Source organism: Pseudomonas sp. 3296, from assembly GCF_031456615.1.
In the GTDB taxonomy this organism is placed as follows: domain Bacteria; phylum Pseudomonadota; class Gammaproteobacteria; order Pseudomonadales; family Pseudomonadaceae; genus Aquipseudomonas; species Aquipseudomonas mucoides.
Genome location: NZ_JAVDUY010000010.1, coordinates 105,193 through 130,039, shown reverse-complemented (window position 1 = coordinate 130,039; position 24,847 = coordinate 105,193). Strand labels below are relative to the sequence as shown.

Sequence of the window (24,847 nt, the reverse complement as noted above, 5' to 3'; positions counted from 1 at the left end):
CTGCCCAGGGGCAAAACTATTCAGACAACCTTCAGGCTTTGTCCCAAACTGCCTGAGCGATGATCATGCGGCGTTAAAAACAGCCTCGGATGCTCATGTAGGTCCCCTACACTCCGCGTCCTCACCTGCTTTTGCCTTGCCTGATCGCCGCTCGGCGAGTTTTCGGCCAAACCCCACGGGTCATCGCGTGTTCAGTTGTTCACTCAGAACCCTTGCCGGGCTTTTGTTCTTTAACGAGCCAACAACCAGGTCCGCCCCCCAAACCGCAAGCGAACCGTGAATCAAGTACTACGTATTACTCGGCGGTAACCAGACTCGGCGAACCGAGATTGGCCATGCGCACGCTGTTCTGCACTTGCTGGATTTCACCCTGAGAACCGATCGGCCCCAGGCGCACCCGATGCAGTGTCTGTTGGTTGCGTACTATCGAGCTGATGAACACCGGAGCGCTCACCATCCCGCTGAGCTTCGATCTCAGGAGTTCTGCAGCGTCCGGGTTGGCGAACGCGCCCACCTGCAGATACTGGCCAGAGGCTGGTACAGAAGCGTTTTTTTTTGCATCAAGCTGAACAGGCACGACGGCCGCGGCGTGTTGCTGCGGCGGCGGTGTCCATTGCTCGACGGTGCCGGCCGAGGCCGTAATCACCGGGGCGCTATTTTGCGCGACTTGTGGCTCGTTGAGCATCAAAGGCGCCGGACGGCCTTTTTGAGCCCACCACTGTTGCGGGTCGATCCCCTCGACCTTGACCCGCGCCGTACCGATTTCGGCATAACCGAGCTTTTTGGCGGCGGCATAGGACAAGTCGATGATGCGGTCCGAATAGAACGGCCCACGGTCGTTGACCCGCAGGATCACGCTCTTGTTGTTGTCCAGGTTGGTCACCCGAACGTAACTTGGCAGTGGCAATGTCTTGTGCGCGGCACTCATGCCGTACAGGTCGTACACTTCGCCATTGGCGGTATTCTGGCCGTGAAACTTGGTGCCATACCAGGACGCCGTGCCCGAGGCGACGTAGGTCTTGGATTCTTGCAGCGGGAAATAGGTCTTGCCCAGCACCGTGTACGGGTTGGCCTTGTAAGGACCGCTGTGCAGGGTCGGCGTGGCATCCGGGATGCGCGATACGTCGACGTCCCACCACGGCGCGCCATCTTTGTGGGCGCGGTTGATGTCCAGCCCCGGCGCCGAGCGCACGGCAGTGGACGAGGTTTTCTGAGTCGGCGCGCGACTGGTCGAGCAACTGGCAAGCAGCACCGCCAACGCGGTGTAAGCCATGAGCTTCAGGGGTTTATTCATAGGCAATGCCCGCATTACTTGACGCCCCGTGCTTGGACCAGCTGTTCAGACAGTTGATGTACGGCCATGGCGTACATCACGCTGCGGTTATAACGCGTGATCGCGTAGAAATTCTTCAGGCCCATCCAATACTCGGGGCCATTGTCACCTTCCAGGCGGAAAGCCGTGACCGGCATATCATCGCGCAGCGCATCATGACTTGACCACCCCAGCGCCCGCAACTCCCCTACGGTTTTTACCGGCTCGATCCCCGTGGTCAAACCTTCATCCACCTGCTCGCCTCGCACATCGGCGCGGTTGACCACCGGTTCGCCGGCCACCCAGCCGTGACGCTTGAAGTAACTGGCAACGCTGCCAATGGCATCGTCCGGATTGGTCCAGATATTAATGTGACCGTCACCGTCAAAATCCACCGCATATGCGCGAAAACTGCTCGGCATGAACTGTGGCAAGCCCATGGCGCCGGCATAGGAACCCTTGAGGGTCAACGGATCGACCTGCTCTTCCCGGGCCAGCAGCAAGAACTCACGCAATTCCTTGCGGAAGAATTCGGCACGGGGAGGATAGTCGAAACCCAGGGTCGACAACGCGTCGATCACCCGGTAATTGCCGGTATTGCGTCCGAAAAAGGTTTCAACGCCGATGATTGAGACAATGACCTGCGCCGGCACACCGTATTCCTGCTCGGCACGCGCCAGCACTGCTTCGTGCTGACGCCAGAAGTCCACACCACGGGCGATACGCGCGTCGGTGATGAACATCGGCCGGTATTCGTTCCACTGCTTGACCCGTTCGGCGGGTTTCGAGATCGCGTCCAGAATCGACTGCTTGCGCTCGGCTTCGCGGAACACGCCCATCAGCTGCTCACCGGCGAAACCGTAGTCGCGGGTCATTTCACCGACGAATTCGGCCACCTGGGGTGAGCCTTCGTAATCGCCGGCCAACGCGTCCTGCGCTGTGCCAAGGATGCTTACCAGGCCGACCCACGGCGCGTATCGAGTCGCCCAGCCACGCATTACTTGCATTGAAATCTTCACCTTATTCAAACTTGTGCGATCCACTTACGATGGGTATGGATCGACATCAAAACCCCAAACGCTGACAGCAGCGTTACCAGCGAAGTTCCTCCGTAGCTAATGAACGGCAACGGCACCCCCACAACCGGCAACAGGCCACTGACCATACCGATGTTGACGAAAACGTAAACAAAAAACGTCATGGTCAGGCTGCCCGCGAGCAATTTGCCGAACAATGTCTGCGCCTGGGCGGTAATCACCAGACCCCGTCCGATCAGCAGCAGGTAGATCAGCAGCAACGCGCAAATACCCACCAGGCCGAACTCTTCGCCCAACACCGCAATAATGAAGTCGGTGTGGCTTTCCGGCAGGAAGTCCAGGTGCGACTGGGTGCCCAGCAGCCAACCCTTGCCGAACACACCGCCGGAACCGATGGCGGCTTTCGACTGAATGATGTTCCAGCCAGTCCCCAGCGGATCACTCTCCGGGTCGAGGAAGGTCAGGATTCGCTGTTTCTGGTAGTCGTGCATGATGAAGAACCACATCGCCACGGCCACCGGCACGGCGGCGGCGATCACGCTGATGATCCAGCGCCACTTCAAGCCCCCCATAAACAGCACAAACGCACCGCCTGCCAGGATCAGCAGCGATGTACCCAGGTCCGGCTGACGCACGATCAGGATGAACGGCAAACCAATCAGGAACAGACTGACCGCAACGTGCTTGAGTTGCGGCGGCAAGGTGCGCTTGGACAGGTACCAGGCGATGGTCGCCGGCATCAGAATTTTCATGAACTCCGAGGGCTGGAAGCGAATCACGCCGGGGATGTTGATCCAGCGCGTGGCGCCCATGGCGTTGTGGCCCATGACGTCCACGACGACCAGCAAGAGCACACCGAGCACGTAACCGACCGGCACCCAACGCGCCATGAAACGCGGCTCGAACTGTGCGATGACGATCATCGACACCAGGCCAATGCCGAATGACGTGGCTTGCTTGGCCAGCAGGTCCCAGCTTTTTCCGCTGGCCGAATAAAGCACGAACAGGCTGCCGGCCGCGAGAGTCAGCAGCAGAATCAACAACGGGCCATCGATATGCAGGCGCTGCAACAACGTGGCACGACGACGCATCACATCCTCACTGGAGAGCATGCGATCAAAATTATTCATCACGGGCTGTAGCCTCTGCACTGATAGGGCTGGCGTACTCGGCTTTAAGGCGGCCATCCTGGTCCAGGAGCCAGGCGTCCATGACTTGACGCACCACTGGCGCGGCGACCCCGGAACCGGACTCGCCGTTCTCGACCATCACCGACACCACGATTTGCGGGTTGTCGGCCGGCGCGAAGCCGACAAACAAGGCGTGGTCGCGGTGACGTTCCTGAACCTTGGAGCGGTCGTACTTCTCGCCCTGCTTGATCGCGACCACCTGGGCCGTACCACTTTTACCGGCAATCCGGTATTGCGCGCCAATCGATGCCTTGCGTGCGGTACCACGAGCGCCGTGCATCACCTGCTGCATCCCGTGGTTGACCTTGGTCCAGTCCGACGGATCGCGCAGGACAATGTCCGGCATCGGGTTTTCATCTTTCGGCTTCTCGCCTTCGACGGTCTTGGCCAGGTGCGGACGGTTCCACACACCTTTGTTGGCCACCAGCGCCGTGGCCTGGGCCAGTTGCAGCGGCGTGGACTGCATGTAGCCCTGGCCGATTCCGAGAATCAGGGTTTCACCCGGGAACCAAGCCTGGCGACGGGTCGCACGCTTCCATTCGCGGGACGGCATCAGGCCCGGTGATTCTTCGAACATGTCCAGCGAGACCTTCTGGCCAATGCCGAATTTGCCCAGATACGCCGACAAGCGATCGATTCCCAGCTTATGGGCCAGATCATAGAAGTAGGTGTCGTTGGACCGCATGATCGCCGTGTCCAGATCCACGTAGCCGTCGCCGGTACGGTTCCAGTTACGGTATTTGTGATCGTAGTTGGGCAGTTGGTAATAACCGGGATCGAACACGCGGGTCGATGCGGTGACCACCCCCGAATCCAGACCGGCAATCGCCACTGCCGGCTTGATGGTCGAGCCCGGCGGGTACAGACCGCGCAGCACGCGGTTGAACAATGGCCGGTCGATCGAGTCGCGCAGTTCGGAATAGGCCTTGAAGCTGATGCCGGTCACGAACAGGTTCGGGTCGAAACTCGGCTGACTGACCATCGCCAGCACTTCGCCGGTTTTCGGGTCCAGCGCAACGACGGCACCACGGCGACCGCCAAGTGCGGCTTCGGCGGCTTCCTGCAATTTGATGTCCAGGCTCAGGACGATGTCCTTGCCGGGAATCGGATCGGTACGCTTGAGCACACGCAAAACGCGGCCCCGTGCGTTGGTTTCGACTTCCTCGTAACCCACCTGACCGTGCAGCTCAGGCTCGTAAAAGCGCTCGATGCCGGTCTTGCCGATGTGGTGGGTGCCGCTGTAATTGACCGGGTCGAGGGATTTCAGCTCTTTCTCGTTGATCCGCCCCATGTACCCGACCGAGTGCGCAAAATGCGCGCCCTGCGGGTAGTGACGCACCAACTGCGCAACCACTTCCACGCCAGGCAGACGGAACTGGTTCACCGCGATCCGGGCGATCTGCTCTTCGGTCAGCTCGAACAGGATCGGCACCGGCTCGAACGGCCGGCGCCCCTGACGCATGCGTTTCTCGAAGATCACCCGGTCCTCGGGTGTCAGCTCCAGCACTTCGACGATCACGTCGAGCACTTGCTGCCAGTCGCCGGAGCGCTCGCGGGTCATGCTCAGGCTGAAGCTGGGCCGGTTATCGGCCACCACCACGCCATTGCGGTCGAAGATCAGTCCGCGCGTCGGCGGAATCGGCTGCACATGGACGCGGTTGTTTTCCGACAGGGTCGAGTGGTACTCGTACTGGATGACTTGAAGGAAATACAGCCGCGCGATCAGCACACAAATAAGCGTCACGACCGCAATGGCACCGAACACGACACGGCCACGCACCAGACGGGCGTCTTTTTCGTGGTCCTTGATACGGATCGGCTGAGACATGAGGGCAGAACTACTTGTGGTAAGGGTGACCGGACAAGACTGTCCAGGCACGATACAGCTGTTCGCCGATCAGAATACGCACCAGCGGGTGCGGCAACGTCAACGGCGACAATGACCAGCGCTGATCGGCTCGGGCACAGACTTCCGGCGCCAGTCCTTCAGGACCGCCGACCATGAAATTCACCGTGCGCGAGTCCAGGCGCCAGCGATCGAGCTCGACCGCCAGCTGCTCGGTGCTCCAGGGCTTGCCGTGGACTTCGAGGGTGACAACGCGCTCATTCGGCCCGACCTTGGCCAGCATGGCTTCGCCTTCCTGACGGATGAAGCGCGCCACGTCGGCGTTCTTGCCACGGGTGTTGAGCGGTATTTCCACCAGTTCCAGCGCCAGCTCGGACGGAAGACGCTTGGCATATTCATGCCAGCCTTCTTCCACCCACTTGGGCATCCGTGAACCGACGGCGATCAGTCGCAGTCGCACAGCGGGCCCTTATTGCTGGTCTTTGTTGAGCTTGATGAAATGCTCGTGGGTGTTTTCCGGGCTGTGGTGAGCCGCGTTCAACGCACGGCTCTGTTCAGCGCCGGACCACAGACGTTCCAGGTCGTAGAACTGGCGAGCGGAGGCAGTCATCATGTGAACGATGACGTCGTCCATGTCCAGCAACACCCAGTCGCTGTCGCCCTTGCCTTCTTCACCCAATGGCTTGACGCCCTGGGCTTTGACGGCTTCGCGAACCTTGTCCAGCATCGCGCCGATCTGGCGGTTGGAAGTACCGGTAGCGATGATCATGAAGTCAGTGATGCTCTGCTTTTCGCGAACGTCGATGACCTGGATGTCCTGGGCCTTGACGTCTTCCAGGGCGGCTACGGCAACCTTGACCAGTTCTTCGCCGCGCAGCTCCGGCCCGGTTGGCGCCTCTACTGGCAGTGGAGCGCTTTTGAATGTGCCTTTGCGCTTTACTTTAGCTACGTCTTTGTCAGTCATATAAAACTCGTTTTGCTCGTATGTTCGGGGGCTTCGATACACGTGATCACGTGCTTGAAGCGCGCCTCTTTTCAGTTCGACGCACGGTAAAGTCCGTGCGCATCGATGTAGGCCAGGACCGCGTCGGGCACCAGGAAACGTACCGACTTACCGCTGGCCAGCAGTTGACGGATCTGGGTGGCGGATACCGCGAGCGGTGTCTGCCAGACGAATGCAATCTGTCCGCTCGGCCCTTTGAGGGCCAGCGGGTCGCTCACCGAGCGCGCTGCCAGCAGGTTGCGCAAGGCATCCGGCGGTTCGCTGTCGGCATCCGGGCGTTGCAGCACCAGGATGTGGCAATGCTGGAGCAACTCCTCCCAGCGGTGCCAAGTGGGCAGGCCGCAAAATGCGTCCCAGCCCAAAAGTAGAAAAACCTGGGTCGGGGCGGCCAGTTCGGCGCGCATCAGTTCCAGGGTATCGATAGTGTAGGACGGTTTGTCCCGCTGCAATTCGCGGGCATCCACCACTAACGGTGCCACACCGGCCACCGCGCACTCGACCATCGCCAGACGGTCTTTTGCCGACACCTGCGGCGTACCGCGATGCGGCGGCCTGGCACTGGGTGTCAGACGCAATTCATCGAGTGCCAACGACTCGGCGACTTCCAGCGCACCGCGCAGATGGCCGATGTGCACCGGGTCGAACGTGCCGCCCAGCATGCCAATGCGCCGAGGTTGAGGCTCGTTTGCGGTGGCTGGGGCTGTCGGGTCGAGGTCGCCCAAGTCAGACCGACGCCTGGCCGCGCAACTGGCCATCACCGACCACGATGTACTTCTCGCAGGTCAGACCTTCGAGGCCCACCGGGCCGCGGGCGTGCAGCTTATCAGTAGAAATGCCAATCTCGGCACCCAATCCGTATTCAAAGCCATCGGCGAAGCACGTCGGGGTGTTGATCATGACCGACGATGAATCGACTTGCGCGACGAAACGCCGCGTATCGGCGAGATTTTCGCTGACAATCGAGTCGGTGTGATGGGAGCCGTACTTATTAATATGCTCGATGGCCTGGCCCAGCCCGTCGACCACACGGATCGACAGAATCGGCGCCAGGTATTCGGTGGTCCAGTCTTCTTCAGTAGCCGTGACCGCATCGATGATTGCCCGCGTGCGTTCGCAGCCACGCAGTTCAACGCCTTTTTCGCGGAACTGGGCAGCCATCGACGGCAGGAAATCCTTGGCAACGGTTTGGTCCACCAGCAGCGTTTCCATCGCGCCACAGATGCCATAACGGTATGTCTTGGCGTTGAACGCGATGCGCTGGGCTTTCGCCAGGTCGGCGTGCTCACTCACGTAGACGTGGCAGATTCCGTCCAGGTGCTTGATCACCGGCACGCGAGCGTCACGACTGACACGTTCGATCAGGCCACGGCCACCACGGGGCACGATGACGTCGACGTATTCCGGCATGCTGATCAGCGCGCCAACGGCGGCACGATCGGTGGTTTCAACCACTTGCACCACGGCGGCCGGCAGTTCGGCTTCGGCCAGTCCGCGCTGGATGCAGGCGGCGATGGCGCGGTTGGAATGAATGGCTTCGGAACCGCCACGCAGGATCGTCGCGTTACCGGACTTCAGGCACAGGCTGGCGGCGTCGATGGTCACGTTCGGCCGGGATTCGTAGATGATCCCGATCACGCCCAACGGCACACGCATCTTGCCAACCTGAATACCCGACGGGCGAAAGCTCATGTCACGAATCGCGCCGACCGGGTCCGGCAGTGCGGCCACCTGGCGCAAGCCGACGATCATGCCGTCGATGCGTTCCGGGGTCAGCGCCAGACGCTCCAGCAAGGCAGGTTCAAGACCATTGGCGCGACCCGCGGCCAAATCCAGTTCGTTGGCAGTCGTCAACTCGACGCGTGCAGCGTCCAGCGCATTGGCAGCGGCCTGCAAGGCGCGGTTTTTCTGCGCGGTGCTGGCGCAGCCGATGACGCGAGAAGCCTCGCGGGCAGCGCGACCCAGGCGGGTCATGTAGTCAAGAACGGACTCAGTCATGGTCTGTGGTGATCTTTGCTAAGGTCTTGGTAAAGAGTAAAGCGGCAGATTATAGCTGTCGCGTCCCGGGACTAACAGCGGTGACGGGCGGATGGTCGAAATCGAGGGCAATTTGCCGACGTTCAGCCGGGATTAAGCTGCAAATTGTTATCATCACCACTCAATCAGCCCTGATAAACGCCGTTCATCATGTCCAACCTGACTGTTCGAGCGTCCGCTGCGAGCCTGCCCACGGGGCTCCCGGATGCGTTTTTCGACCGCGACGCACAAACACTGGCCCGGGATTTACTCGGCAAAGTCATCCGTCACCGGGTCGGCGACCTGTGGCTCAGCGCCCGGATTATCGAAACCGAAGCCTATTACTTCGAAGAAAAAGGCAGCCACGCCTCCCTCGGCTACACAGAAAAGCGTAAGGCTTTGTTTCTGGATGGCGGTCACATCTATATGTATTACGCCCGTGGCGGCGACTCCTTGAACTTCAGCGCTCAGGGCCCGGGCAACGCGGTACTGATCAAATCCGCCTATCCGTGGGTCGACGAATTGAGCGGGCCGGCGAGCCTGGCGCAGATGCTGTTGAACAACCCCGACACCCAAGGCCGCCCTCGCCCGACGCAAAAGCTGTGCGCCGGACAGACATTGCTGTGCAAGGCGCTGGCTTTGAAGGTGCCGGTCTGGGATGCCAAGCGTTTCGACCATGAGGTGTTGCTGGTTGAGGACGTCGGTCCGGCGCCAGCCCACGTCATTCAAACCACGCGCCTGGGCATCCCCCGTGGGCGCGATGAGCACTTGATGTACCGCTTCGTCGATGCTGCTTATGCGCCGTATTGCACGCGAAACCCGCTTCGACGGGGGCAGGTCGAAGGTCGCGATTATTTTTTGCTGCCTCGATGATGGATATTCCCCCTGCAGGCTTACGCCTACAAGGGATCTGAAGTGTCTGGAAGATAGCGTTCGTCCCCCATGGGACCAATGAACATTTGATGGAGTTGTTTTTATGGGCCCATGGCTCGATAGCGTGACCGGTTGGTTGACGGTCAACCCTCAATGGCTGGCGGCGGCGGTGTTCATCGTGGCCTTTGTCGAATGCCTGGCGATTGCCGGACTGATCGTACCCGGTACGGTTATGTTGTTTGCCGTGGCGGTACTGGCTGGCAGCGGCGCGCTGTCGCTAAGTGAAACGTTGCTGTTGGGGTTCTTCGCCGGCGTACTGGGCGATGTCGTGTCCTACTTCATCGGTCGACATTTCCATCAAAACATTCGGCGCCTGCCGGGTTTGCGCCATCATCCGGAATGGATTGCCGGGGCCGAGGCGTATTTCCAGCGCTATGGTATTGCCAGCCTGTTGGTCGGGCGCTTCATCGGCCCCCTGCGTCCGATGCTGCCGATGGTCGCCGGCATGTTCGACATGCCCTTCCCGCGATTTTTCGCTGTCAGTCTGTTGGCTGCCGCTGGCTGGAGTGTGGCGTACCTGCTGCCCGGCTGGGCCACGGGCGCGGCGATTCGTTTACCGTTGCCGGAAGGCTTCTGGCCGGAGGCGGGCGTCGTCGCTGGCGCCATTGCGGCCATGGTCGGCCTGAGCATCACCAGCAGCATGCGCCGCCATCGCAAGGCGACGATGTTGATCGCCGGGATGAGCTTTCTGATTCTGCTGGGACTGTTTATTGGCTATCCGCGCCTGACCGCGCTCGATCAGGGCGTCATGACCCTGGTACAGGAACACCGCAGCCCGATGCTCGATGAAGTGGCCGTGCTCTTCACGCTGATTGGTGAGTTCCGCAACATGCTGGTGTTCAGTGGCTTGCTGGTCGCGCTTCTGCTGATCGCTCGGCAATGGCGACAGGCGATTTTCGCTGGCAGCACCCTGCTCGTCACCGCCCTTGGCAACACATTCACCAAGCAATTTTTCGCCCGCGTGCGCCCCGAAGTGTTGAGTGATCCGTTGACCAGCTACAGCATGCCAAGCGGTCATGCCTCCGGCGCCTTCGCATTATTCCTGACCCTCGCCGTGCTGGCCGGTCGCGGACAACCACCGCGGATGCGCCTGACCTGGTTGCTGCTGGGATGTTTGCCCGCGCTGGCGATTGCCCTGTCGCGGGTGTATCTGGGCGCGCATTGGCCGACGGATGTACTGGCCGGCGCGATGCTGGCGGCGTGCGTGTGTGCAGCGAGCTTGTGGTTGAGCCAGCGTCAGGCGCCGCTAAACGCCATGCCGCCTAAAGTCTGGTGGCTGGTGCTGCCGGCGCTGATGGTTTTGTTTGCGTTCTTCGCATTGCGGCATTTGCCGCACGCGATGTTGCGGTATGCGTACTGAAGTAGCAGTTGTCGAGCCTGCTACAGGTGCGATTCAAGCAAACAGCTCCCCTTGCAACTCATCCAACAGCGCCTGGATCGCATCCAGTCGCTGCTGCGGGTCATCGAGTTGCAGCAAATCAATCTTGTCCAGCTCGGCAAACGGCAGTAGATAAGCGAGCTGATTGGCCAGCGACTGTTGCCCGGTCGCTTCGGTGCCCATGTTCAACGCTTCGACCATCGGGTGTTCGGCCAACGCCTTGAGCAGCGCCACCAGATCCGCGTCTTCATCCTGCAGCGGTTGCTCAGGTTCATCCTCCAGCCACTCGACATCAGCGACGGTCAACTGATCACGCTGCACCTCGGTGCGCAAGACATGGAACCGCCGTCCACCCTGCACCCGAATCCCCAGCAAGCCGTTGTCCTGCTGTTTGAAATCGGTGATCAGCGCTTCACAGCCCACCAGCGCATAACCTGCCGGTGCAATGCCGACTTCTTCGCCATCAAGGATGCACACCACGCCAAAGCCGCTGCCCTGTTTCATGCAGCGGCTGATCATGTCCAGGTAGCGCGCCTCGAAGATCTGCAAGTCGAGGATGCAGCCAGGAAACAGCACTGTATTCAGCGGAAAAAGCGGCAAACTCATAGACATTTCCTTACACCATCATCGACACCACCAACGGCAGGAACACCGCCGTGGCCACGCCCATCAGACTCATCGCCAGCGCCGCAAAGGCGCCGCACTCCTCACTTTCCTGCAAGGCCACCGAAGTGCCGACCGCATGGGCGGTCATGCCCAGTGCCATGCCGCGCGCCTCGGGGCTGTGGACACCCAGCCGGGTCAACAGGCTCGGGCCGAAGATCGCACCGATCACGCCGGTGATCAACACGAACACCGCGGCCAGCGCTGCGACACCGCCGATCTGCTCGGCCACCAGCATGGCAATCGGAGACGTCACCGACTTGGGTGCCATGGTCATCAGGATCATGTGTTCGGCACCGAACCACCAGCCCAGCAACACGCCCATGCCCGTGGCGACCACGCCACCTATCACCAGCGTAGTAAATATCGGCCAGAACAACTGCCGAATCCGTCGCAGATTAAGGTACAGCGGCACCGCCAGCGCCACCGTCGCAGGCCCGAGCAAGATGCTGAGGATCTCGGTGCTCTTGCGGTACTCGGCGTAGGTCAGGCCGCAGGTCACCAGAACACCGATCACCACCAGCATCGAGACCAGCACTGGTTGCAGGAAGATCCAGCGGGTTTTCTCGAAAGCGGCCAACACCAACTGATAAGCGCCCAACGTGATGCCGATGCCGAACAACGGATGATGAATCACCGAGTCGAGCGCGCCGTGCCAATCCAGGATCATTGGTCATCTCCGCGAGGGACGTGGCGCTTGACCATGCGTTGCATCAACACTCCGGCAAACGCCATGGACAGCACCAGCGACAACACCAATGCACCGACGATGGCCCAGAAGTCCGCGGCAATGTCCTTGAAGTACACCATCACGCCCACGGCCGGCGGCACCAGCAGCAACGGCAAGTAACGCAGCAGACTGCTGGCCGCCAGGCTCAGCGGCTCGCCGACTTGTCCGCGTGAAATCAGGTACACCAGCAACAACAGCAAACCGATAATCGGCCCCGGCAGCACCGGTAAAAACAGGTGGTTGATGGCTGTGCCCAGCAATTGGAACAGCACCAGCCAGGTCAGGCCACGTAACAACATCCGGCATCTCCCGCACTCGCCCCACCAAGCAGGGGCCGAGCATTATAAGCACGTCAGCGCTATGGATCGGCATTCGCCAAAAGCATGGACAGTTGACCGGAGCCATTTGCCATGTTGATCTAAAGTGGTTCACAGGGAGGTCAAATCCCCCCACTCGAAAAACTATAAATCCGATGAAACCCAAGGAGAGTCTCAATGCCCCATGTTCCCGTTGCAGAGCTCAAAGATTATGTCGGCAAGGAACTCGGACGTTCCGAATGGCTCACCATCGATCAGGAGCGCATCAACCTGTTCGCAGAAGCCACAGGTGATTATCAGTTTATTCATGTCGACCCGGTCAAAGCCGCGCAAACGCCATTTGGCAGCACCATCGCACATGGATTCCTGTCGCTGTCACTGATCCCGAAACTGATGGAAGACATCCTCATCCTCCCCCAAGGCGCGAAGATGGTGGTCAACTACGGTCTCGACAGCGTGCGTTTCATTCAACCGGTCAAGGTCGATTCAAAAGTGCGTCTCAAGGTCGAACTCAGCGACGCCACTGAGAAAAAACCCGGCCAATGGCTGCTCAAGGCCGTCTGCACCCTTGAGATAGAAGGCTCGGACAAACCGGCCTATATCGCTGAATCGCTGTCCCTCTGCTTCGTGTAAACCTCCCGGATGCGAAGCAGCTCACGCTGTTTCGCGACCCTCTCTATATATACGACACATAGCTGCGGCATACTCGGTCGCCTAATTGCCCGGATCCCGCTATGCGCTCACTTGCACTCCTTGCCTTGACCCTGTTACTCACCGCTTGCGGCGATGGTGAATCGCTGCTGCCTCCCGATGCCCGGCTGCCGGACGGTGGGCGTTATCGCGGCGACCTAGTCAACGGCTTGCTGCAAGGTCAGGGTCGCATCGACTACCCGAACGGCAGCTGGTACGCCGGCGAGTTCGACAAGGGTCAATGGCATGGCCAGGGCGAATGGCATGGCAGCAACGGCGAGGTCTATCGCGGGAATTTCAACCAGGGCCTGTTCGACGGCCAAGGCACGCTGACCACACCGGGCAGCAGCTACACCGGCGGTTTCAAACTCGGTCGGCGCGAGGGCGAAGGCACGCTCAAAGAAAACGGCATGACCTATCGCGGTGAATTCAAGGCCGATCAATATTCAGGGCTCGGTCATCTCGAACTCGATGACGGCAGCTCGTACCAGGGCCAGTTCGCCCATGGCAAACCCAACGGTGAAGGCCAGCGCGGCGACGCCAGCGGCAATCAGTTCACCGGGCATTTCGTCGATGGGCAACTGGAAGGCAACGGGACCTTCAACAGCGCTGACGGCGACATCTACGCGGGCGGTTTCAAGAACAATCAATTGCACGGCAAGGGTCGCTACGAGAATGCCGACGGCGATGTCTGGCTCGGTCAGTTCAAGGAAGGCTCACTGAACGGCAAGGGCGAGTTGATCGGTGCGGATGGCAGCCACTACATCGGCCAGTTCAGCGACTGGCGCTTCACCGGCCAGGGCCGCTTGAATCTGCCCGATGGCAGCTTTTATACCGGCCAGTTCGACGGCGACAGCTATTCAGGTCGAGGCACCCTGGTGCTGACTGACGGCACCGTGCAAAGCGGCACGTGGAACAATGGCCAGCGTGTGCGTGACGCCGATGGCAAGTTGCTGCCCGACAGCCTGGAGCTTGGCTTGCTGGCTCAGGGTCGCTTGCTCGACGACGCCCTGTTCAACGTGCCGACCTCGACGCCGGCCGTCGAACTGTACACCCTGACCGTTGGCGGTGACGGCAAACAAAGCGTGTTCCTGCGCGAATCCGATTACGTCAGCAACATGCTCAGCAGCCGCTTCGGTGCATTTGGGCAAATCCGGCTGGTGAATCATCGCGACCACCTCGTCGACCGGCCGATGGCCACCCGGGAAAACCTGCGCCGTGCGGCATTAACCCTGGCCGAGCGCAGCGGCCCGGAAGACCTGATCTTCATTTACCTGACCAGCCACGGCACCGCCGAACACGAACTGGTGCTCGACCAGCCACGCATGGAGCTGTCCGACCTGGCGGCCGATGAACTCGCCGCGGTGCTGGCGCCGCTGAAGAATCGCGACAAGGTCATCGTGATTTCCTCCTGCTATTCCGGTGGATTCATTCCGGCATTGAAAGACGAACGAACACTCATCATGACGGCCTCGCGGGCAGACCGCGTGTCCTTTGGCTGCTCCGAGGAAGCCAACTTCACCTACTTCGGCGACGCGCTGTTTGCCCAGGCGCTGAACCAGACCGACGATCTGGAGCAAGCCTTCAAACTGGCCAAGGCCACCATCGCAGAGCGCGAACTGGCGGACAGCTTCGAAGCCTCTGAACCGCAGCTCTGGGCGCCAAAAACGGTCATCTCTCACTGGCAGTTGCTACGCAAGCAGCAGGCACGAAAAGCGCTACAAAGTGTCTCTATCGACAGCAAGGATGCAAAGAGCAACTAAGCTGAACAGTATCAAGGGGGAAACACTATGTACTTGACGCCTCAGCATGTATTGCTTGCCGGAGCTACCGGGTTGACCGGTGAACATCTGCTTGATCGCCTGCTCAACGAGCCTACGATTTCAAGGGTATTGGCCCCCTCACGCCGTCCACTCGCCAAACACCCACACCTGGAAAATCCGGTTGGCGACCCGGCGGTGTTTCTGCCGCAGCTGAACGGGCGTGTCGATATTGCCTATTGCTGCCTGGGCACCACAATCAAACAGGCCGGTTCCGAAGAAGCGTTTCGTGCAGTGGACCTGGACATGGTCGTGGCGTTTGCCAAACGTGCGCGGGAAATGGGCGCACGCCACCTGATCGTGATCAGTGCCCTGGGCGCTGATCGCAGATCCTCGATTTTCTACAACCGGGTCAAAGGCGAGATGGAACACGCATTGCGCGCGCAGGACTGGCCGCAACTGACCATTTGCCGCCCGTCACTGCTACTGGGTGATCGCATCGAGCCACGCATGGGCGAGAAAGTCGCCGGCCCGCTGTCACGCCTGATCCCAGGCAAGTACCACGGCATCGAAGCCTGCCAACTGGCCAGGGCGATGTGGCGGTTGGCGCTGGAAGAGCAGGATGGGGTTCGGATTGTTGAGTCGGATGAGTTGCGTAAACTAGGCAAGTAACCTGTGGCGAGGGGGCTTGCCCCCTCACCACAACGCTCTCCTACAACCCACCCGTCGCCTGAAAACTCACCCCGATCACCGTCAGCAATGACAACGGCAACAGCAGCGTGTCAAGCAGCGCGCTGGCTGGCAGGTCCACGCCTGGGTAACTCGGCGCCTCGGCACCAAAGTGGTCCTTGGCGCAGCACCCGCCGTTCATGGCATACAAATCCAGACGCGTCCCCGCATACACCAGCGGCGCCCCGGGCTTGGCAGCATCAAGGGTGCGCGCCGTGGCGCAGCCCGTCAGTTGCAAGGCCAACAGAAGGATCAGTAGCTTATTCATCGCTGCTCAAATGGTGTTCACCCCAGCGCGGCAGCATGTCTTGCGGGATGTTCAACAGATTGAGAATCCGCGCCACGACAAAATCGATCAGGTCATCGATGGTTTGCGGCTGATGATAGAAACCCGGCGAAGCCGGCAAGATCGTCACGCCCATGTTCGACAGCTTGAGCATGTGCTCCAGATGGATACTCGAATACGGCGCCTCACGCGGCACCAGAATCAACTGGCGACGCTCCTTCAAGGTCACATCGGCCGCACGTTCGATCAGGTTGTTGCAGGCGCCGGTCGCGATGGCCGACAGCGTCCCCGTCGAACACGGCACCACCACCATCGCCCCGGGCGCACCGGAGCCAGAAGCCACCGGCGACATCCAGTCTTCCTTGCCATACACCTTGATTTGCCCGGCCGCAGCACCGGTGTATTCCGTGAGGAAGGCCTGCATCATCTGCGGTTTTGGCGGCAGCGTGACGTCAGTCTCGGTGGCCATCACCAGTTGTGCCGCCTTGGAAATCAGGAAGTGCACTTCGCGGTCTTCACGCACCAGGCAATCGAGCAAACGCAAACCGTACTGAGCGCCGGAAGCGCCGGTCATGGCCAGCGTGATGCGATCCGGACCGTTGCTCATTGCAGCGCCTCGGCGAGTTTGCCGTGCAGGCCACCGAAGCCGCCGTTACTCATGATCACCACGTGGGTACCGGGCTGGGCCTGGCACTTCACGCGCTCGATAATGCCCTCCAGCGAATCGCTGACAATCGACGGCACGGTACACAGCGCGGCGGTCCCGGCCAGGTCCCAACCGAGGTTGGCGGGTGCGTACCAGATCACCTGATCGGCATCGACCACGCTTTCCGGCAAGCCGCCGCGGTGCGCGCCGAGCTTCATGGAGTTGGAGCGCGGCTCGATGATCGCGATCAACGGCGCATCGCCGATGTGTTTGCGCAGACCGTCGAGGGTCGTCGCAATGGCAGTCGGGTGGTGCGCGAAGTCGTCATAAATGGTGATGCCACGCACTTCGGCGACTTTTTCCATCCGGCGCTTCACGCTTTTGAACGCGCTCAACGCGGCGATGCCCATGGAAGGCACCACGCCGACATGGCGCGCGGCCGCCAATGTCGCCAAGGCATTGGCCACGTTGTGCTGACCGGTCATGTCCCACTCGACCACGCCCTGAGCGACACCTTCAAACATCACTTCAAACGTCGAACCGTCTTCGCTCAACAGTTTGACCTGCCACTGCCCGCCCGCTCCGGTGGTCTGCACCGGGGTCCAGCAGCCCATTTCGATAACGCGCTGCAACGCCGGCTCAGTGGTCGGGTGGATCACCAGGCCTTCGCTTGGAATAGTCCGCACCAAATGGTGGAACTGCCGCTCGATGGCTGGCAGATCGGGGAAGATGTCGGCGTGATCGTATTCCAGGTTGTTCAGGATCGCCGTGCGCGGGCGGTAGTGAACGAACTTGGAGCGCTTGTCGAAGAACGCGCTGTCGTACTCGTCGGCTTCGATCACGAAGAACGGTGTGTCACCCAAGCGGGCGGACACCGAGAAGTTTTGCGGCACGCCGCCGATCAGGAAACCCGGGCTCATGCCGGCGTGTTCCAGCACCCAGGCAAGCATGCTGCTGGTGGTGGTTTTGCCGTGGGTACCGGCGACGGCCAGCACCCAGCGACCTTGCAGCACGTGATCCGCCAGCCATTGCGGGCCGGAAACGTACGGCAGGCCTTTGTTCAGCACGTACTCGACGGCCGGGTTGCCGCGTGACATGGCATTGCCGATGACCACCAGGTCCGGGGCCGGATCGAGCTGGGAAGGATCGTAGCCTTGGGTCAACTCAATGCCCTGAGCCTCAAGCTGAGTGCTCATCGGCGGATAGACGTTGGCGTCGGAACCGGTCACGTGATGGCCCAGCTCCTTGGCCAGAACCGCCATCGACCCCATGAAAGTGCCGCAGATACCCAGAATATGAATGTGCATTAGTCGACCTCGTAAAACATGGCCGCAGGTTAGCGTAGGGAGGGGAAAATCGCACCTTGTCTTTGATGATCGTTCCCACGCTCCGCGGGGTAATGAAGCCAGGGAGGCATTCCCACGCAGAGCCTGGGAACGATCAACTACAGAAGCAGGTCTAGCGCTCGATACCGTGCTTACGCAGCTTTCTATAAAGCGTATTACGGCTGACACCCAACTGCTCGGCGGTATGGGTCATGTGCCAACGCGTATGCTCCAGCGCATTCAGCAACGCCAGCCGCTCGGCATCGTCCAACGGATGCTCGGACGGCGCTTCGACCGCCGATGAAACCGCCGGCCGCGCCTGACGAATCATCGCCGGCAAATCCTCCAGCCCGATTCGCCCGCCGTCACACAACGCCGTCAACGTACGCAGCACATTGCGCAGCTGCCGCACGTTGCCCGGCCAGGCAAACCCCAACAAGGCTTCCCGCGCCGGCCCGTCGATCAAAACCGTTTCCCCACCCGCCTCTTCCGCCAGCAAAAAATCGAGCAACCGGGATTTATCACTGCGATCACGCAACGCCGGCAACGCGACTTCCAGCCCGTTGAGCCGGTAATACAAATCCTCACGGAAGCTGCCATCGCGCACCCGGTCCAGCAGGTTACGGTGAGTCGCGCTGATGATTCGAACGTTGACCGCCTCTGGCTCGCCGCCAATTGGCACTACCTGTCGGTCTTCCAGCACCCTTAACAGCCGGGTCTGCAAGGCCAGCGGCATGTCGCCGATTTCGTCGAGAAACAGGGTCCCGCCATCGGCCTGCTGCAACTTGCCCCGCATGCCTTCCTTGCGCGCGCCGGTAAAACTGCCGCCGCGATAACCGAACAGTTCGCTCTCGATCAGGCTTTCAGGAATGGCCGCGCAGTTAAGGGCGACGAAAGCTTTTTCCGCTCGTTGACTGGCCTGGTGCACGGCTTTGGCGAAGGCTTCTTTGCCGGAACCGGTTTCGCCGTTGATCAGTAGCGGTACATCGCGCTCGAACACTCGCAGCGACTTGCGAAAATCTTCCTGCAGCGCAGCATCACCGATGCAGATGCCCGACAGCCTTGGACGTTCGGCAATCGCCGGGCTTTGCACCACCGGCACCGGGATGCTGCGCGGCTGCCCGCGTAAAACCGCAAACAGACTGCGACCGTCACGGGTGCGCAGCGGCCAACTGGCGCTGGCATTCACACTGGCACGACCGAGCAACTCATCCAGCGAGCAATCGAAAAACGCTTCCACCGGTTTGCCCAGCAGGCCGCCACGAACGTGCCCGAGCAGGTTCAGCGCACTTTGATTGACCGCACAGATCCGCCCTTCCCCGTCGAACGCCAGCAGGCCTTCGCTGAACAGCCCTACGGACTCGGCCTGCAAGTGAAAACGCAGCAGCCATTGATTGTCGAAATAGCGCAGGAAATAGCAGCTTTCGATCATCTTCGCCGACAGATTGACCAGGGCCATGGTGTGGAATTGACTCTGGCGCGAGACATCGTGGCGCGCCGATGACACGTCGAGCACCGCCAGCAATTCGCCATGGGGGTCGAACACCGGGCTCGCCGAGCAGGTCAGGCCGGTGTGGCGACCGCGAAAATGTTCATCTTGATGGATGGTCAGAGACTGGCGTTCCACCAGGCAGGTGCCGATGCCGTTGGTGCCTTCGCAGGCCTCGCTCCAGTCAGCGCCAAGCCAGAGGCCGGCACGCTCGAAAATCTTCCGTTCGGCGGGGGCGGTGACGCAGTTGAGGATCACGCCACGGGCATCTGTCAGCAGCACCGCGTGGCCGGCGCCGGAGAGTTGTTGATGGAGGCTGGTCATTTCATTGCCGGCAATCTGCAGCACTTGCTGCAAGCGTTCGCGGCTCTCCAGCACTCGGCCATGTTCCAGCACCGTGGGCGCGATGGTCAGGGCCGGGTCGAGGTGATAGTCCTCAAGACAGCGCAGCCAGGAGCGGGCGATGGACGGATCGCTGCCGGGACCGTGCAGGTGCGATTTGCCCTGAGTGACGGTCAGGACTTGCCGGGCATGGCGACTCAAATGGTTGTCGTGCATTTCTTATTATTCTCCCCGGGAGTTGTGCTGGAGCCCACTGACGGGTCGGCACAAAGGGTGACGTGTGTAGCAACTGAGGCCGAGCATCCTCCAGCCGAACGCACATTGCAATGCTGGCAAGACCCGTCAGTCACACCCTGTGCCACAAGCGGTACAAAGTGTCACGACGGCTGTACCGAAAGCGTCACAGCGTGCATCCGCCGGTCCGACAAAAACCACGCAAGGCCTTGATTTTTCTGACCTGCAAGGCGGTGGCCCGACCTTTGCTCTACGCTTATAGCAAGCGCACTTGCGCGTTTCTCTAATAAGTACAAAGCCAAGGAGAACATCACCATGCGTTACGCTCACCCCGGTACTGAAGGCGCTATCGTTTCGTTCAAGAGCAAATACGGTAACTACATCGGCGGCGAGTTCGTCGCGCCTGTCAAAGGTCAGTACTTCACCAATACCTCGCCAGTGAATGGCCAACCGATTGCCGAATTCCCACGTTCCACCGCCGAAGACATCGACAAGGCCCTGGACGCCGCCCACGCCGCCGCTGATGCCTGGGGCGCCACTTCCGCCCAGGCGCGCTCGCTGGTGCTGCTGAAAATCGCCGACCGCATCGAGCAAAACCTGGAACTGCTGGCAATCACCGAATCCTGGGACAACGGCAAAGCCGTCCGCGAAACCCTCAACGCCGACATCCCGCTGGCTGCCGACCACTTCCGCTACTTCGCCGGTTGCATCCGCGCGCAGGAAGGCAGCGCCGCCGAGATCGACGGCAACACCGTGGCTTATCACATCCATGAACCGCTGGGCGTGGTCGGGCAGATCATCCCGTGGAACTTCCCGATCCTGATGGCCGCCTGGAAACTCGCCCCGGCCCTGGCCGCCGGTAACTGCGTGGTGCTCAAGCCTGCCGAGCAGACCCCGCTGGGCATTACCGTATTGGTCGAGCTGATTGGCGACCTGCTGCCACCGGGCGTGCTGAACATCGTGCAAGGCTTCGGCAAAGAAGCCGGCGAAGCGCTGGCCACCAGCAAACGCATCGCCAAAATCGCCTTCACCGGCTCGACCCCGGTCGGCTCGCACATCATGAAATGCGCTGCCGAAAACATCATTCCGTCCACCGTGGAGCTCGGTGGCAAGTCGCCGAACATCTTCTTCGAAGACATCATGCAGGCCGAACCGACCTTCATCGAAAAAGCCGCCGAAGGCCTGGTGCTGGCGTTCTTCAACCAGGGCGAAGTCTGCACCTGCCCGTCGCGCGCGCTGGTGCAAGAGTCGATCTACGACGACTTCATGAAAGTCGTGATGAAAAAAGTCCTGTCGATCAAACGTGGCGACCCGCTGGACACCGACACCATGGTCGGCGCCCAGGCGTCCGAGCAGCAATTCGACAAAATCCTTTCGTACCTGGAAATCGCCAAGGGCGAAGGCGCCGAACTGCTGACCGGCGGCAAGGTTGAAAAACTCGAGGGCAACCTGGCGACCGGGTATTACATCCAGCCGACCCTGCTCAAGGGCACCAACAAAATGCGCGTGTTCCAGGAAGAAATCTTTGGCCCGGTGGTGAGCATCACCACCTTCAAGGACGAAGCCGAAGCCCTGGCCATCGCCAACGACACCGAGTTCGGCCTCGGTGCCGGCCTCTGGACCCGCGACATCAACCGCGCCTATCGCATGGGCCGCGCCATCAAGGCCGGTCGTGTGTGGACCAACTGCTACCACCTGTACCCGGCGCACGCCGCGTTCGGCGGTTACAAAAAGTCCGGCGTCGGCCGTGAAACCCACAAAATGATGCTCGACCATTATCAGCAGACCAAAAACCTGCTGGTGAGCTACGACATCAATCCGCTGGGCTTCTTCTAACCCGGCGCGATATCGCGTAACGGCCATCGCGAGCAAGCTCGGCTCCTACAGGATTGCGTTGTACCTGTAGGAGCATGGCTTGCCAGCGATGGCGCCCTCCATGACACACCAACATCGCCATGGCCGCTCTGGCACGGGCCTTGCGTGCCCGCTTCACAGCTAAAACGTCGTACCGCAAGTCCAAAAGATCAAACAATAAAAAAGACAGCGAGGACTTATGACTTCTTCCACACAGCTCAAACCCACACTCGGCACCCTGCACCTCTGGGGTATTGCCGTCGGCCTGGTGATTTCCGGCGAGTACTTCGGCTGGAGTTACGGCTGGGGCACCGCCGGCACCCTGGGCTTTCTCGTCACCGCCCTGATGGTGGCGACGATGTACACCTGCTTCATCTTCAGCTTCACCGAATTGACGACCGCGATTCCCCACGCTGGAGGGCCATTTGCCTACAGCCGGCGGGCGTTTGGCGAGAAAGGCGGACTGATCGCCGGCATCGCCACCCTGATCGAATTCGTGTTTGCCCCCCCGGCCATTGCCATGGCCATCGGCGCCTACCTGAACGTGCAATACCCGGAACTGGACCCCAAGATCGCCGCAGTTGGCGCGTATTTCGTGTTCATGGGCCTGAACATCCTCGGCGTCAGCATCGCGGCCACCTTCGAATTGGTGGTCACCGTGCTGGCGGTCGCCGAGTTGCTGGTGTTCATGGGCGTCGTGGCACCCGGCTTCAGCTTCAGTAATTTCGTGCTCAATGGCTGGTCGGGGTCCAATGAATTCACCATCGCCTCCATTCCCGGGATCTTTGCCGCCATTCCCTTCGCGATCTGGTTCTTTCTCGCGATCGAAGGTGCGGCGATGGCCGCTGAAGAAGCCAAGGACCCCAAACGCACGATTCCCAAGGCTTACGTCAGCGGCATTCTGACCCTGGTGTTCCTGGCCATCGGCGTGATGGTGATGGCCGGCGGCGTCGGCGACTGGCGCCAACTGTCGAACATCAACGACCCGTTGCCCCAGGCGATGAAAGCCGTGGTCGGCAACAATTCGAGCTGGATGCACATGCTGGTCTGGATCGGTCTGTTCGGCCTGGTGGCGAGCTTTCACGGGATCATCCTCGGCTACTCGCGCCAGTTCTTCGCCCTGGCGCGGGCCGGTTACCTGCCGAGTGGTTTGGCCAAACTCTCGCGCTTCCAGACCCCGCACCGCGCCATTCTGGCCGGCGGCGTAATCGGCATCGCGGCGATTTACAGCGATGGCCTGGTCAACTTGCAAGGCATGACACTGACGGCAGCGATGATCACCATGTCGGTATTCGGTGCCATCGTGATGTACATCATCAGTATGCTGAGTCTGTTCAAGTTGCGTAAAACCGAACCGAACCTTGAGCGCACCTTTCGCGCACCGGGCTACCCGATTGTTCCGGGGATCGCGCTGTTCCTGGCGGTGGTGTGCCTGGTGGCGATGGCGTGGTTCAACACGCTGATCGGCTGTGTGTTCCTCGGTTTCATGGCCGCCGGTTACCTGTATTTCCAGCTGACCGCCAAGCAACGCGCCGACGCGCCGGCCGATGCGATGCTCGAAGGTATCTGAGTTGCACCAGCGCCGGGCCAATCCCCCGGCGCCTGCCCTATTTGGGGTCGACTTACCCTTGCTCCTACAGGTCATCATTTCAAAATAAGGAGGACACCATCCCATGGCCGCATTTGCCCACTCCGTCGGCGCTCAGACCTACCGCTTCGAGAGCCTCAAGGACGTCATGGCCAAGGCCAGTCCGGCGCGCTCCGGGGATTTCCTGGCGGGCGTCGCCGCGCTCAACGATGGCGAGCGTGTGGCCGCGCAAATGGCCCTGGCTGACATCCCGCTGAGCCACTTCCTGCAGGAAGTACTGATTCCTTATGAGTCCGATGAAGTCACCCGACTGATCATCGACACGCACGACACACACGCCTTCGCCATGGTCAGCCACCTCACCGTCGGCGGTTTTCGCGACTGGCTGCTCAGCGATGCCGTCGATGAACAAAGCCTGCGCGCGCTCGCCCCCGGCCTGACCCCGGAAATGGTCGCCGCCGTGTCGAAGATCATGCGCGTCCAGGACCTGGTGCTGGTCGCGCAGAAAATCCGCGTGGTCACGAAGTTTCGCGGCACCATGGGCTTGCGCGGACGCTTATCCACCCGCCTGCAACCCAATCACCCCACCGACGAGCCCGCCGGTATCGCGGCGAGCATCCTCGACGGCCTGCTGTACGGAAACGGCGATGCGATGATCGGCATCAACCCGGCCACCGACAGCATCGCCTCGATCTGCGCCATGCTGGAAATGCTCGACGCGATCATCCAGCGCTACGAAATCCCGACCCAGGCCTGTGTGCTGACCCACGTCACCACCTCGATCGAGGCAATTAATCGCGGCGTTCCGCTGGACCTGGTGTTCCAGTCGATTGCCGGCACCGAAGCGGCCAACGCCAGTTTTGGCATCAACCTGAATGTCTTGAAGGAAGGTTACGACGCCGGTTTGAGCCTGAATCGCGGCACGCTGGGCCAGAATCTGATGTATTTCGAAACCGGCCAAGGCAGTGCGCTGTCCGCCAACGCCCACCACGGCATTGATCAGCAAACCTGCGAAACCCGCGCCTACGCCGTAGCCCGTCACTTCAAACCGTTTTTGGTCAACACGGTGGTCGGCTTCATTGGCCCGGAATACCTCTACAACGGTAAACAGATCATTCGCGCCGGCCTCGAAGACCACTTCTGCGGCAAGTTGCTGGGCGTGCCAATGGGCTGTGACATCTGTTACACCAACCACGCCGAAGCCGACCAGGATGACATGGACACCCTGCTGACCTTGCTGGGCGTCGCCGGGATCAACTTCATCATGGGCATCCCCGGTTCCGACGACATCATGCTCAACTACCAGACCACCTCGTTCCATGACGCCCTCTACACCCGCCAGACGCTGGGCCTGAAACCCGCGCCGGAATTCGAGCAGTGGCTGACGAAAATGGGCATCTTTACCCAGGCGGACGGCAAAATTCACTTCGGCGACAGCCTGCCCCCGGCCTTCCGCCAGGCGATGGCGCAATTGGGATGAGT

23 protein-coding genes are annotated in these 24,847 nt (G+C 60.6%); 8 read left to right on the top strand and 15 right to left on the bottom strand.

Features of this window, described 5'->3' with window-relative positions:
• Window positions 1-295: 295 nt before the first annotated feature.
• From J2X66_RS26305 to J2X66_RS26270, 8 genes are all read right to left on the bottom strand, one after another.
• Entirely contained in the window at window positions 296-1,309 is a 1,014-nt protein-coding gene (locus J2X66_RS26305; protein WP_310270474.1) for a septal ring lytic transglycosylase RlpA family protein, read from the bottom strand.
• Window positions 1,309-2,319, bottom strand: coding sequence for a lytic murein transglycosylase B (gene mltB / locus J2X66_RS26300; RefSeq protein WP_310270472.1), 1,011 nt, complete (start codon window positions 2,317-2,319; stop codon window positions 1,309-1,311). The genes J2X66_RS26305 and mltB overlap by 1 nt, the downstream gene beginning before the upstream one ends.
• Before the next feature lie 17 nt (window positions 2,320-2,336).
• Window positions 2,337-3,440, bottom strand: a complete 1,104-nt coding sequence (gene rodA, locus J2X66_RS26295; protein WP_310270885.1) for a rod shape-determining protein RodA — start codon at window positions 3,438-3,440, stop codon at window positions 2,337-2,339.
• A 31-nt stretch (window positions 3,441-3,471) separates the two neighbouring features.
• Complete coding sequence (gene mrdA / locus J2X66_RS26290; protein WP_027924299.1) at window positions 3,472-5,367, bottom strand: penicillin-binding protein 2; 1,896 nt, start codon at window positions 5,365-5,367, stop codon at window positions 3,472-3,474.
• A 10-nt stretch (window positions 5,368-5,377) separates the two neighbouring features.
• Window positions 5,378-5,845 (bottom strand): 23S rRNA (pseudouridine(1915)-N(3))-methyltransferase RlmH, encoded by a 468-nt coding sequence (rlmH, locus tag J2X66_RS26285; protein ID WP_007937439.1) that lies wholly within the window; start codon window positions 5,843-5,845, stop codon window positions 5,378-5,380.
• 9 nt (window positions 5,846-5,854) lie between these two features.
• Window positions 5,855-6,349: a ribosome silencing factor gene (gene rsfS, locus J2X66_RS26280; protein WP_123433420.1), complete on the bottom strand. Its 495-nt coding sequence runs from the start codon at window positions 6,347-6,349 to the stop codon at window positions 5,855-5,857.
• Window positions 6,350-6,420: 71 nt separating this feature from the next.
• A complete protein-coding gene (nadD, locus tag J2X66_RS26275; RefSeq protein WP_310270469.1) occupies window positions 6,421-7,110 on the bottom strand; it encodes a nicotinate-nucleotide adenylyltransferase in 690 nt (229 codons plus the stop codon).
• Window position 7,111: 1 nt separating this feature from the next.
• Window positions 7,112-8,383: a glutamate-5-semialdehyde dehydrogenase gene (locus tag J2X66_RS26270; RefSeq protein WP_310270467.1), complete on the bottom strand. Its 1,272-nt coding sequence runs from the start codon at window positions 8,381-8,383 to the stop codon at window positions 7,112-7,114.
• Between the two features lie 189 nt (window positions 8,384-8,572).
• Here J2X66_RS26270 and J2X66_RS26265 point away from each other — a divergent pair, with 189 nt between their 5' ends.
• Window positions 8,573-9,274 carry a DNA-3-methyladenine glycosylase gene (locus J2X66_RS26265; protein ID WP_310270465.1) on the top strand — a complete coding sequence of 234 codons (702 nt, stop codon included), beginning with the start codon at window positions 8,573-8,575 and terminating at the stop codon, window positions 9,272-9,274.
• Between the two features lie 103 nt (window positions 9,275-9,377).
• Window positions 9,378-10,694 carry a bifunctional DedA family/phosphatase PAP2 family protein gene (locus J2X66_RS26260; RefSeq protein WP_310270463.1) on the top strand — a complete coding sequence of 439 codons (1,317 nt, stop codon included), beginning with the start codon at window positions 9,378-9,380 and terminating at the stop codon, window positions 10,692-10,694.
• Between the two features lie 33 nt (window positions 10,695-10,727).
• Here the strand turns inward: J2X66_RS26260 and J2X66_RS26255 are convergent, their stop codons facing one another.
• The 3 genes from J2X66_RS26255 to J2X66_RS26245 are packed head-to-tail and all read right to left on the bottom strand — an operon-like array spanning window position 10,728 to window position 12,404.
• Entirely contained in the window at window positions 10,728-11,318 is a 591-nt protein-coding gene (locus J2X66_RS26255) for an LON peptidase substrate-binding domain-containing protein (protein ID WP_310270461.1), read from the bottom strand.
• A 10-nt stretch (window positions 11,319-11,328) separates the two neighbouring features.
• A complete protein-coding gene (locus J2X66_RS26250) occupies window positions 11,329-12,039 on the bottom strand; it encodes an LrgB family protein (RefSeq protein ID WP_172825967.1) in 711 nt (236 codons plus the stop codon).
• A gap of 2 nt (window positions 12,040-12,041) precedes the next feature.
• Complete coding sequence (locus J2X66_RS26245; RefSeq protein WP_310270459.1) at window positions 12,042-12,404, bottom strand: CidA/LrgA family protein; 363 nt, start codon at window positions 12,402-12,404, stop codon at window positions 12,042-12,044.
• Window positions 12,405-12,599: 195 nt separating this feature from the next.
• On the opposite strand from J2X66_RS26245, the gene J2X66_RS26240 reads away from it, so the two are divergent.
• The 3 genes from J2X66_RS26240 (at window position 12,600) to J2X66_RS26230 (ending at window position 15,544) form a co-directional block, all read left to right on the top strand.
• Window positions 12,600-13,055 (top strand): MaoC family dehydratase, encoded by a 456-nt coding sequence (locus tag J2X66_RS26240; protein WP_310270457.1) that lies wholly within the window; start codon window positions 12,600-12,602, stop codon window positions 13,053-13,055.
• 101 nt (window positions 13,056-13,156) lie between these two features.
• Entirely contained in the window at window positions 13,157-14,875 is a 1,719-nt protein-coding gene (locus J2X66_RS26235) for a C13 family peptidase (RefSeq protein WP_310270455.1), read from the top strand.
• A 27-nt stretch (window positions 14,876-14,902) separates the two neighbouring features.
• Window positions 14,903-15,544 (top strand): oxidoreductase, encoded by a 642-nt coding sequence (locus J2X66_RS26230; RefSeq protein WP_027924310.1) that lies wholly within the window; start codon window positions 14,903-14,905, stop codon window positions 15,542-15,544.
• Window positions 15,545-15,584: 40 nt separating this feature from the next.
• Here J2X66_RS26230 and J2X66_RS26225 read toward each other — a convergent pair whose 3' ends face one another.
• The 4 genes from J2X66_RS26225 to J2X66_RS26210 form a co-directional block, all read right to left on the bottom strand.
• Complete coding sequence (locus tag J2X66_RS26225) at window positions 15,585-15,869, bottom strand: YceK/YidQ family lipoprotein (protein ID WP_310270453.1); 285 nt, start codon at window positions 15,867-15,869, stop codon at window positions 15,585-15,587.
• Window positions 15,862-16,494 carry a flavin prenyltransferase UbiX gene (gene ubiX / locus J2X66_RS26220; protein WP_310270452.1) on the bottom strand — a complete coding sequence of 211 codons (633 nt, stop codon included), beginning with the start codon at window positions 16,492-16,494 and terminating at the stop codon, window positions 15,862-15,864. Before ubiX ends, J2X66_RS26225 begins: the two co-directional genes overlap by 8 nt.
• Window positions 16,491-17,840, bottom strand: a complete 1,350-nt coding sequence (mpl, locus tag J2X66_RS26215; RefSeq protein WP_310270450.1) for a UDP-N-acetylmuramate:L-alanyl-gamma-D-glutamyl-meso-diaminopimelate ligase — start codon at window positions 17,838-17,840, stop codon at window positions 16,491-16,493. Before mpl ends, ubiX begins: the two co-directional genes overlap by 4 nt.
• Window positions 17,841-17,991: 151 nt before the next feature.
• Window positions 17,992-19,905 (bottom strand): sigma-54-dependent Fis family transcriptional regulator, encoded by a 1,914-nt coding sequence (locus tag J2X66_RS26210; RefSeq protein WP_310270448.1) that lies wholly within the window; start codon window positions 19,903-19,905, stop codon window positions 17,992-17,994.
• Between the two features lie 333 nt (window positions 19,906-20,238).
• On the opposite strand from J2X66_RS26210, the gene J2X66_RS26205 reads away from it, so the two are divergent.
• The 3 genes from J2X66_RS26205 to J2X66_RS26195 all read left to right on the top strand — a co-directional run bounded on the left by J2X66_RS26205 (window position 20,239) and on the right by J2X66_RS26195 (window position 24,845).
• Window positions 20,239-21,759, top strand: a complete 1,521-nt coding sequence (locus J2X66_RS26205) for an aldehyde dehydrogenase family protein (protein WP_310270446.1) — start codon at window positions 20,239-20,241, stop codon at window positions 21,757-21,759.
• A gap of 217 nt (window positions 21,760-21,976) precedes the next feature.
• Window positions 21,977-23,347 (top strand): ethanolamine permease, encoded by a 1,371-nt coding sequence (gene eat / locus J2X66_RS26200; protein WP_027924316.1) that lies wholly within the window; start codon window positions 21,977-21,979, stop codon window positions 23,345-23,347.
• 103 nt (window positions 23,348-23,450) lie between these two features.
• Complete coding sequence (locus tag J2X66_RS26195; protein ID WP_310270443.1) at window positions 23,451-24,845, top strand: ethanolamine ammonia-lyase subunit EutB; 1,395 nt, start codon at window positions 23,451-23,453, stop codon at window positions 24,843-24,845.
• Window positions 24,846-24,847: the final 2 nt, after the last annotated feature.

Bases quoted from the DNA above. Each gene is read 5' to 3' on its own strand.
- J2X66_RS26240 (WP_310270457.1), top strand. From the start codon at position 12,600: ATGCCCCATGTTCCCGTTGCAGAGCTCAAAGATTATGTCGGCAAGGAA.
- mrdA (WP_027924299.1), bottom strand. From the start codon at position 5,367: ATGTCTCAGCCGATCCGTATCAAGGACCACGAAAAAGACGCCCGTCTG.
- J2X66_RS26235 (WP_310270455.1), top strand. From the start codon at position 13,157: ATGCGCTCACTTGCACTCCTTGCCTTGACCCTGTTACTCACCGCTTGC.
- ubiX (WP_310270452.1), bottom strand. From the start codon at position 16,494: ATGAGCAACGGTCCGGATCGCATCACGCTGGCCATGACCGGCGCTTCC.
- J2X66_RS26260 (WP_310270463.1), top strand. From the start codon at position 9,378: ATGGGCCCATGGCTCGATAGCGTGACCGGTTGGTTGACGGTCAACCCT.
- eat (WP_027924316.1), top strand. From the start codon at position 21,977: ATGACTTCTTCCACACAGCTCAAACCCACACTCGGCACCCTGCACCTC.
- J2X66_RS26270 (WP_310270467.1), bottom strand. From the start codon at position 8,383: ATGACTGAGTCCGTTCTTGACTACATGACCCGCCTGGGTCGCGCTGCC.
- J2X66_RS26210 (WP_310270448.1), bottom strand. From the start codon at position 19,905: ATGCACGACAACCATTTGAGTCGCCATGCCCGGCAAGTCCTGACCGTC.
- J2X66_RS26205 (WP_310270446.1), top strand. From the start codon at position 20,239: ATGCGTTACGCTCACCCCGGTACTGAAGGCGCTATCGTTTCGTTCAAG.
- rsfS (WP_123433420.1), bottom strand. From the start codon at position 6,349: ATGACTGACAAAGACGTAGCTAAAGTAAAGCGCAAAGGCACATTCAAA.
- rodA (WP_310270885.1), bottom strand. From the start codon at position 3,440: ATGCGTCGTCGTGCCACGTTGTTGCAGCGCCTGCATATCGATGGCCCG.
- mltB (WP_310270472.1), bottom strand. From the start codon at position 2,319: ATGCAAGTAATGCGTGGCTGGGCGACTCGATACGCGCCGTGGGTCGGC.
- J2X66_RS26305 (WP_310270474.1), bottom strand. From the start codon at position 1,309: ATGCGGGCATTGCCTATGAATAAACCCCTGAAGCTCATGGCTTACACC.
- J2X66_RS26255 (WP_310270461.1), bottom strand. From the start codon at position 11,318: ATGAGTTTGCCGCTTTTTCCGCTGAATACAGTGCTGTTTCCTGGCTGC.
- mpl (WP_310270450.1), bottom strand. From the start codon at position 17,840: ATGCACATTCATATTCTGGGTATCTGCGGCACTTTCATGGGGTCGATG.
- J2X66_RS26225 (WP_310270453.1), bottom strand. From the start codon at position 15,869: ATGAATAAGCTACTGATCCTTCTGTTGGCCTTGCAACTGACGGGCTGC.
- J2X66_RS26230 (WP_027924310.1), top strand. From the start codon at position 14,903: ATGTACTTGACGCCTCAGCATGTATTGCTTGCCGGAGCTACCGGGTTG.
- J2X66_RS26265 (WP_310270465.1), top strand. From the start codon at position 8,573: ATGTCCAACCTGACTGTTCGAGCGTCCGCTGCGAGCCTGCCCACGGGG.
- J2X66_RS26195 (WP_310270443.1), top strand. From the start codon at position 23,451: ATGGCCGCATTTGCCCACTCCGTCGGCGCTCAGACCTACCGCTTCGAG.
- J2X66_RS26245 (WP_310270459.1), bottom strand. From the start codon at position 12,404: ATGTTGTTACGTGGCCTGACCTGGCTGGTGCTGTTCCAATTGCTGGGC.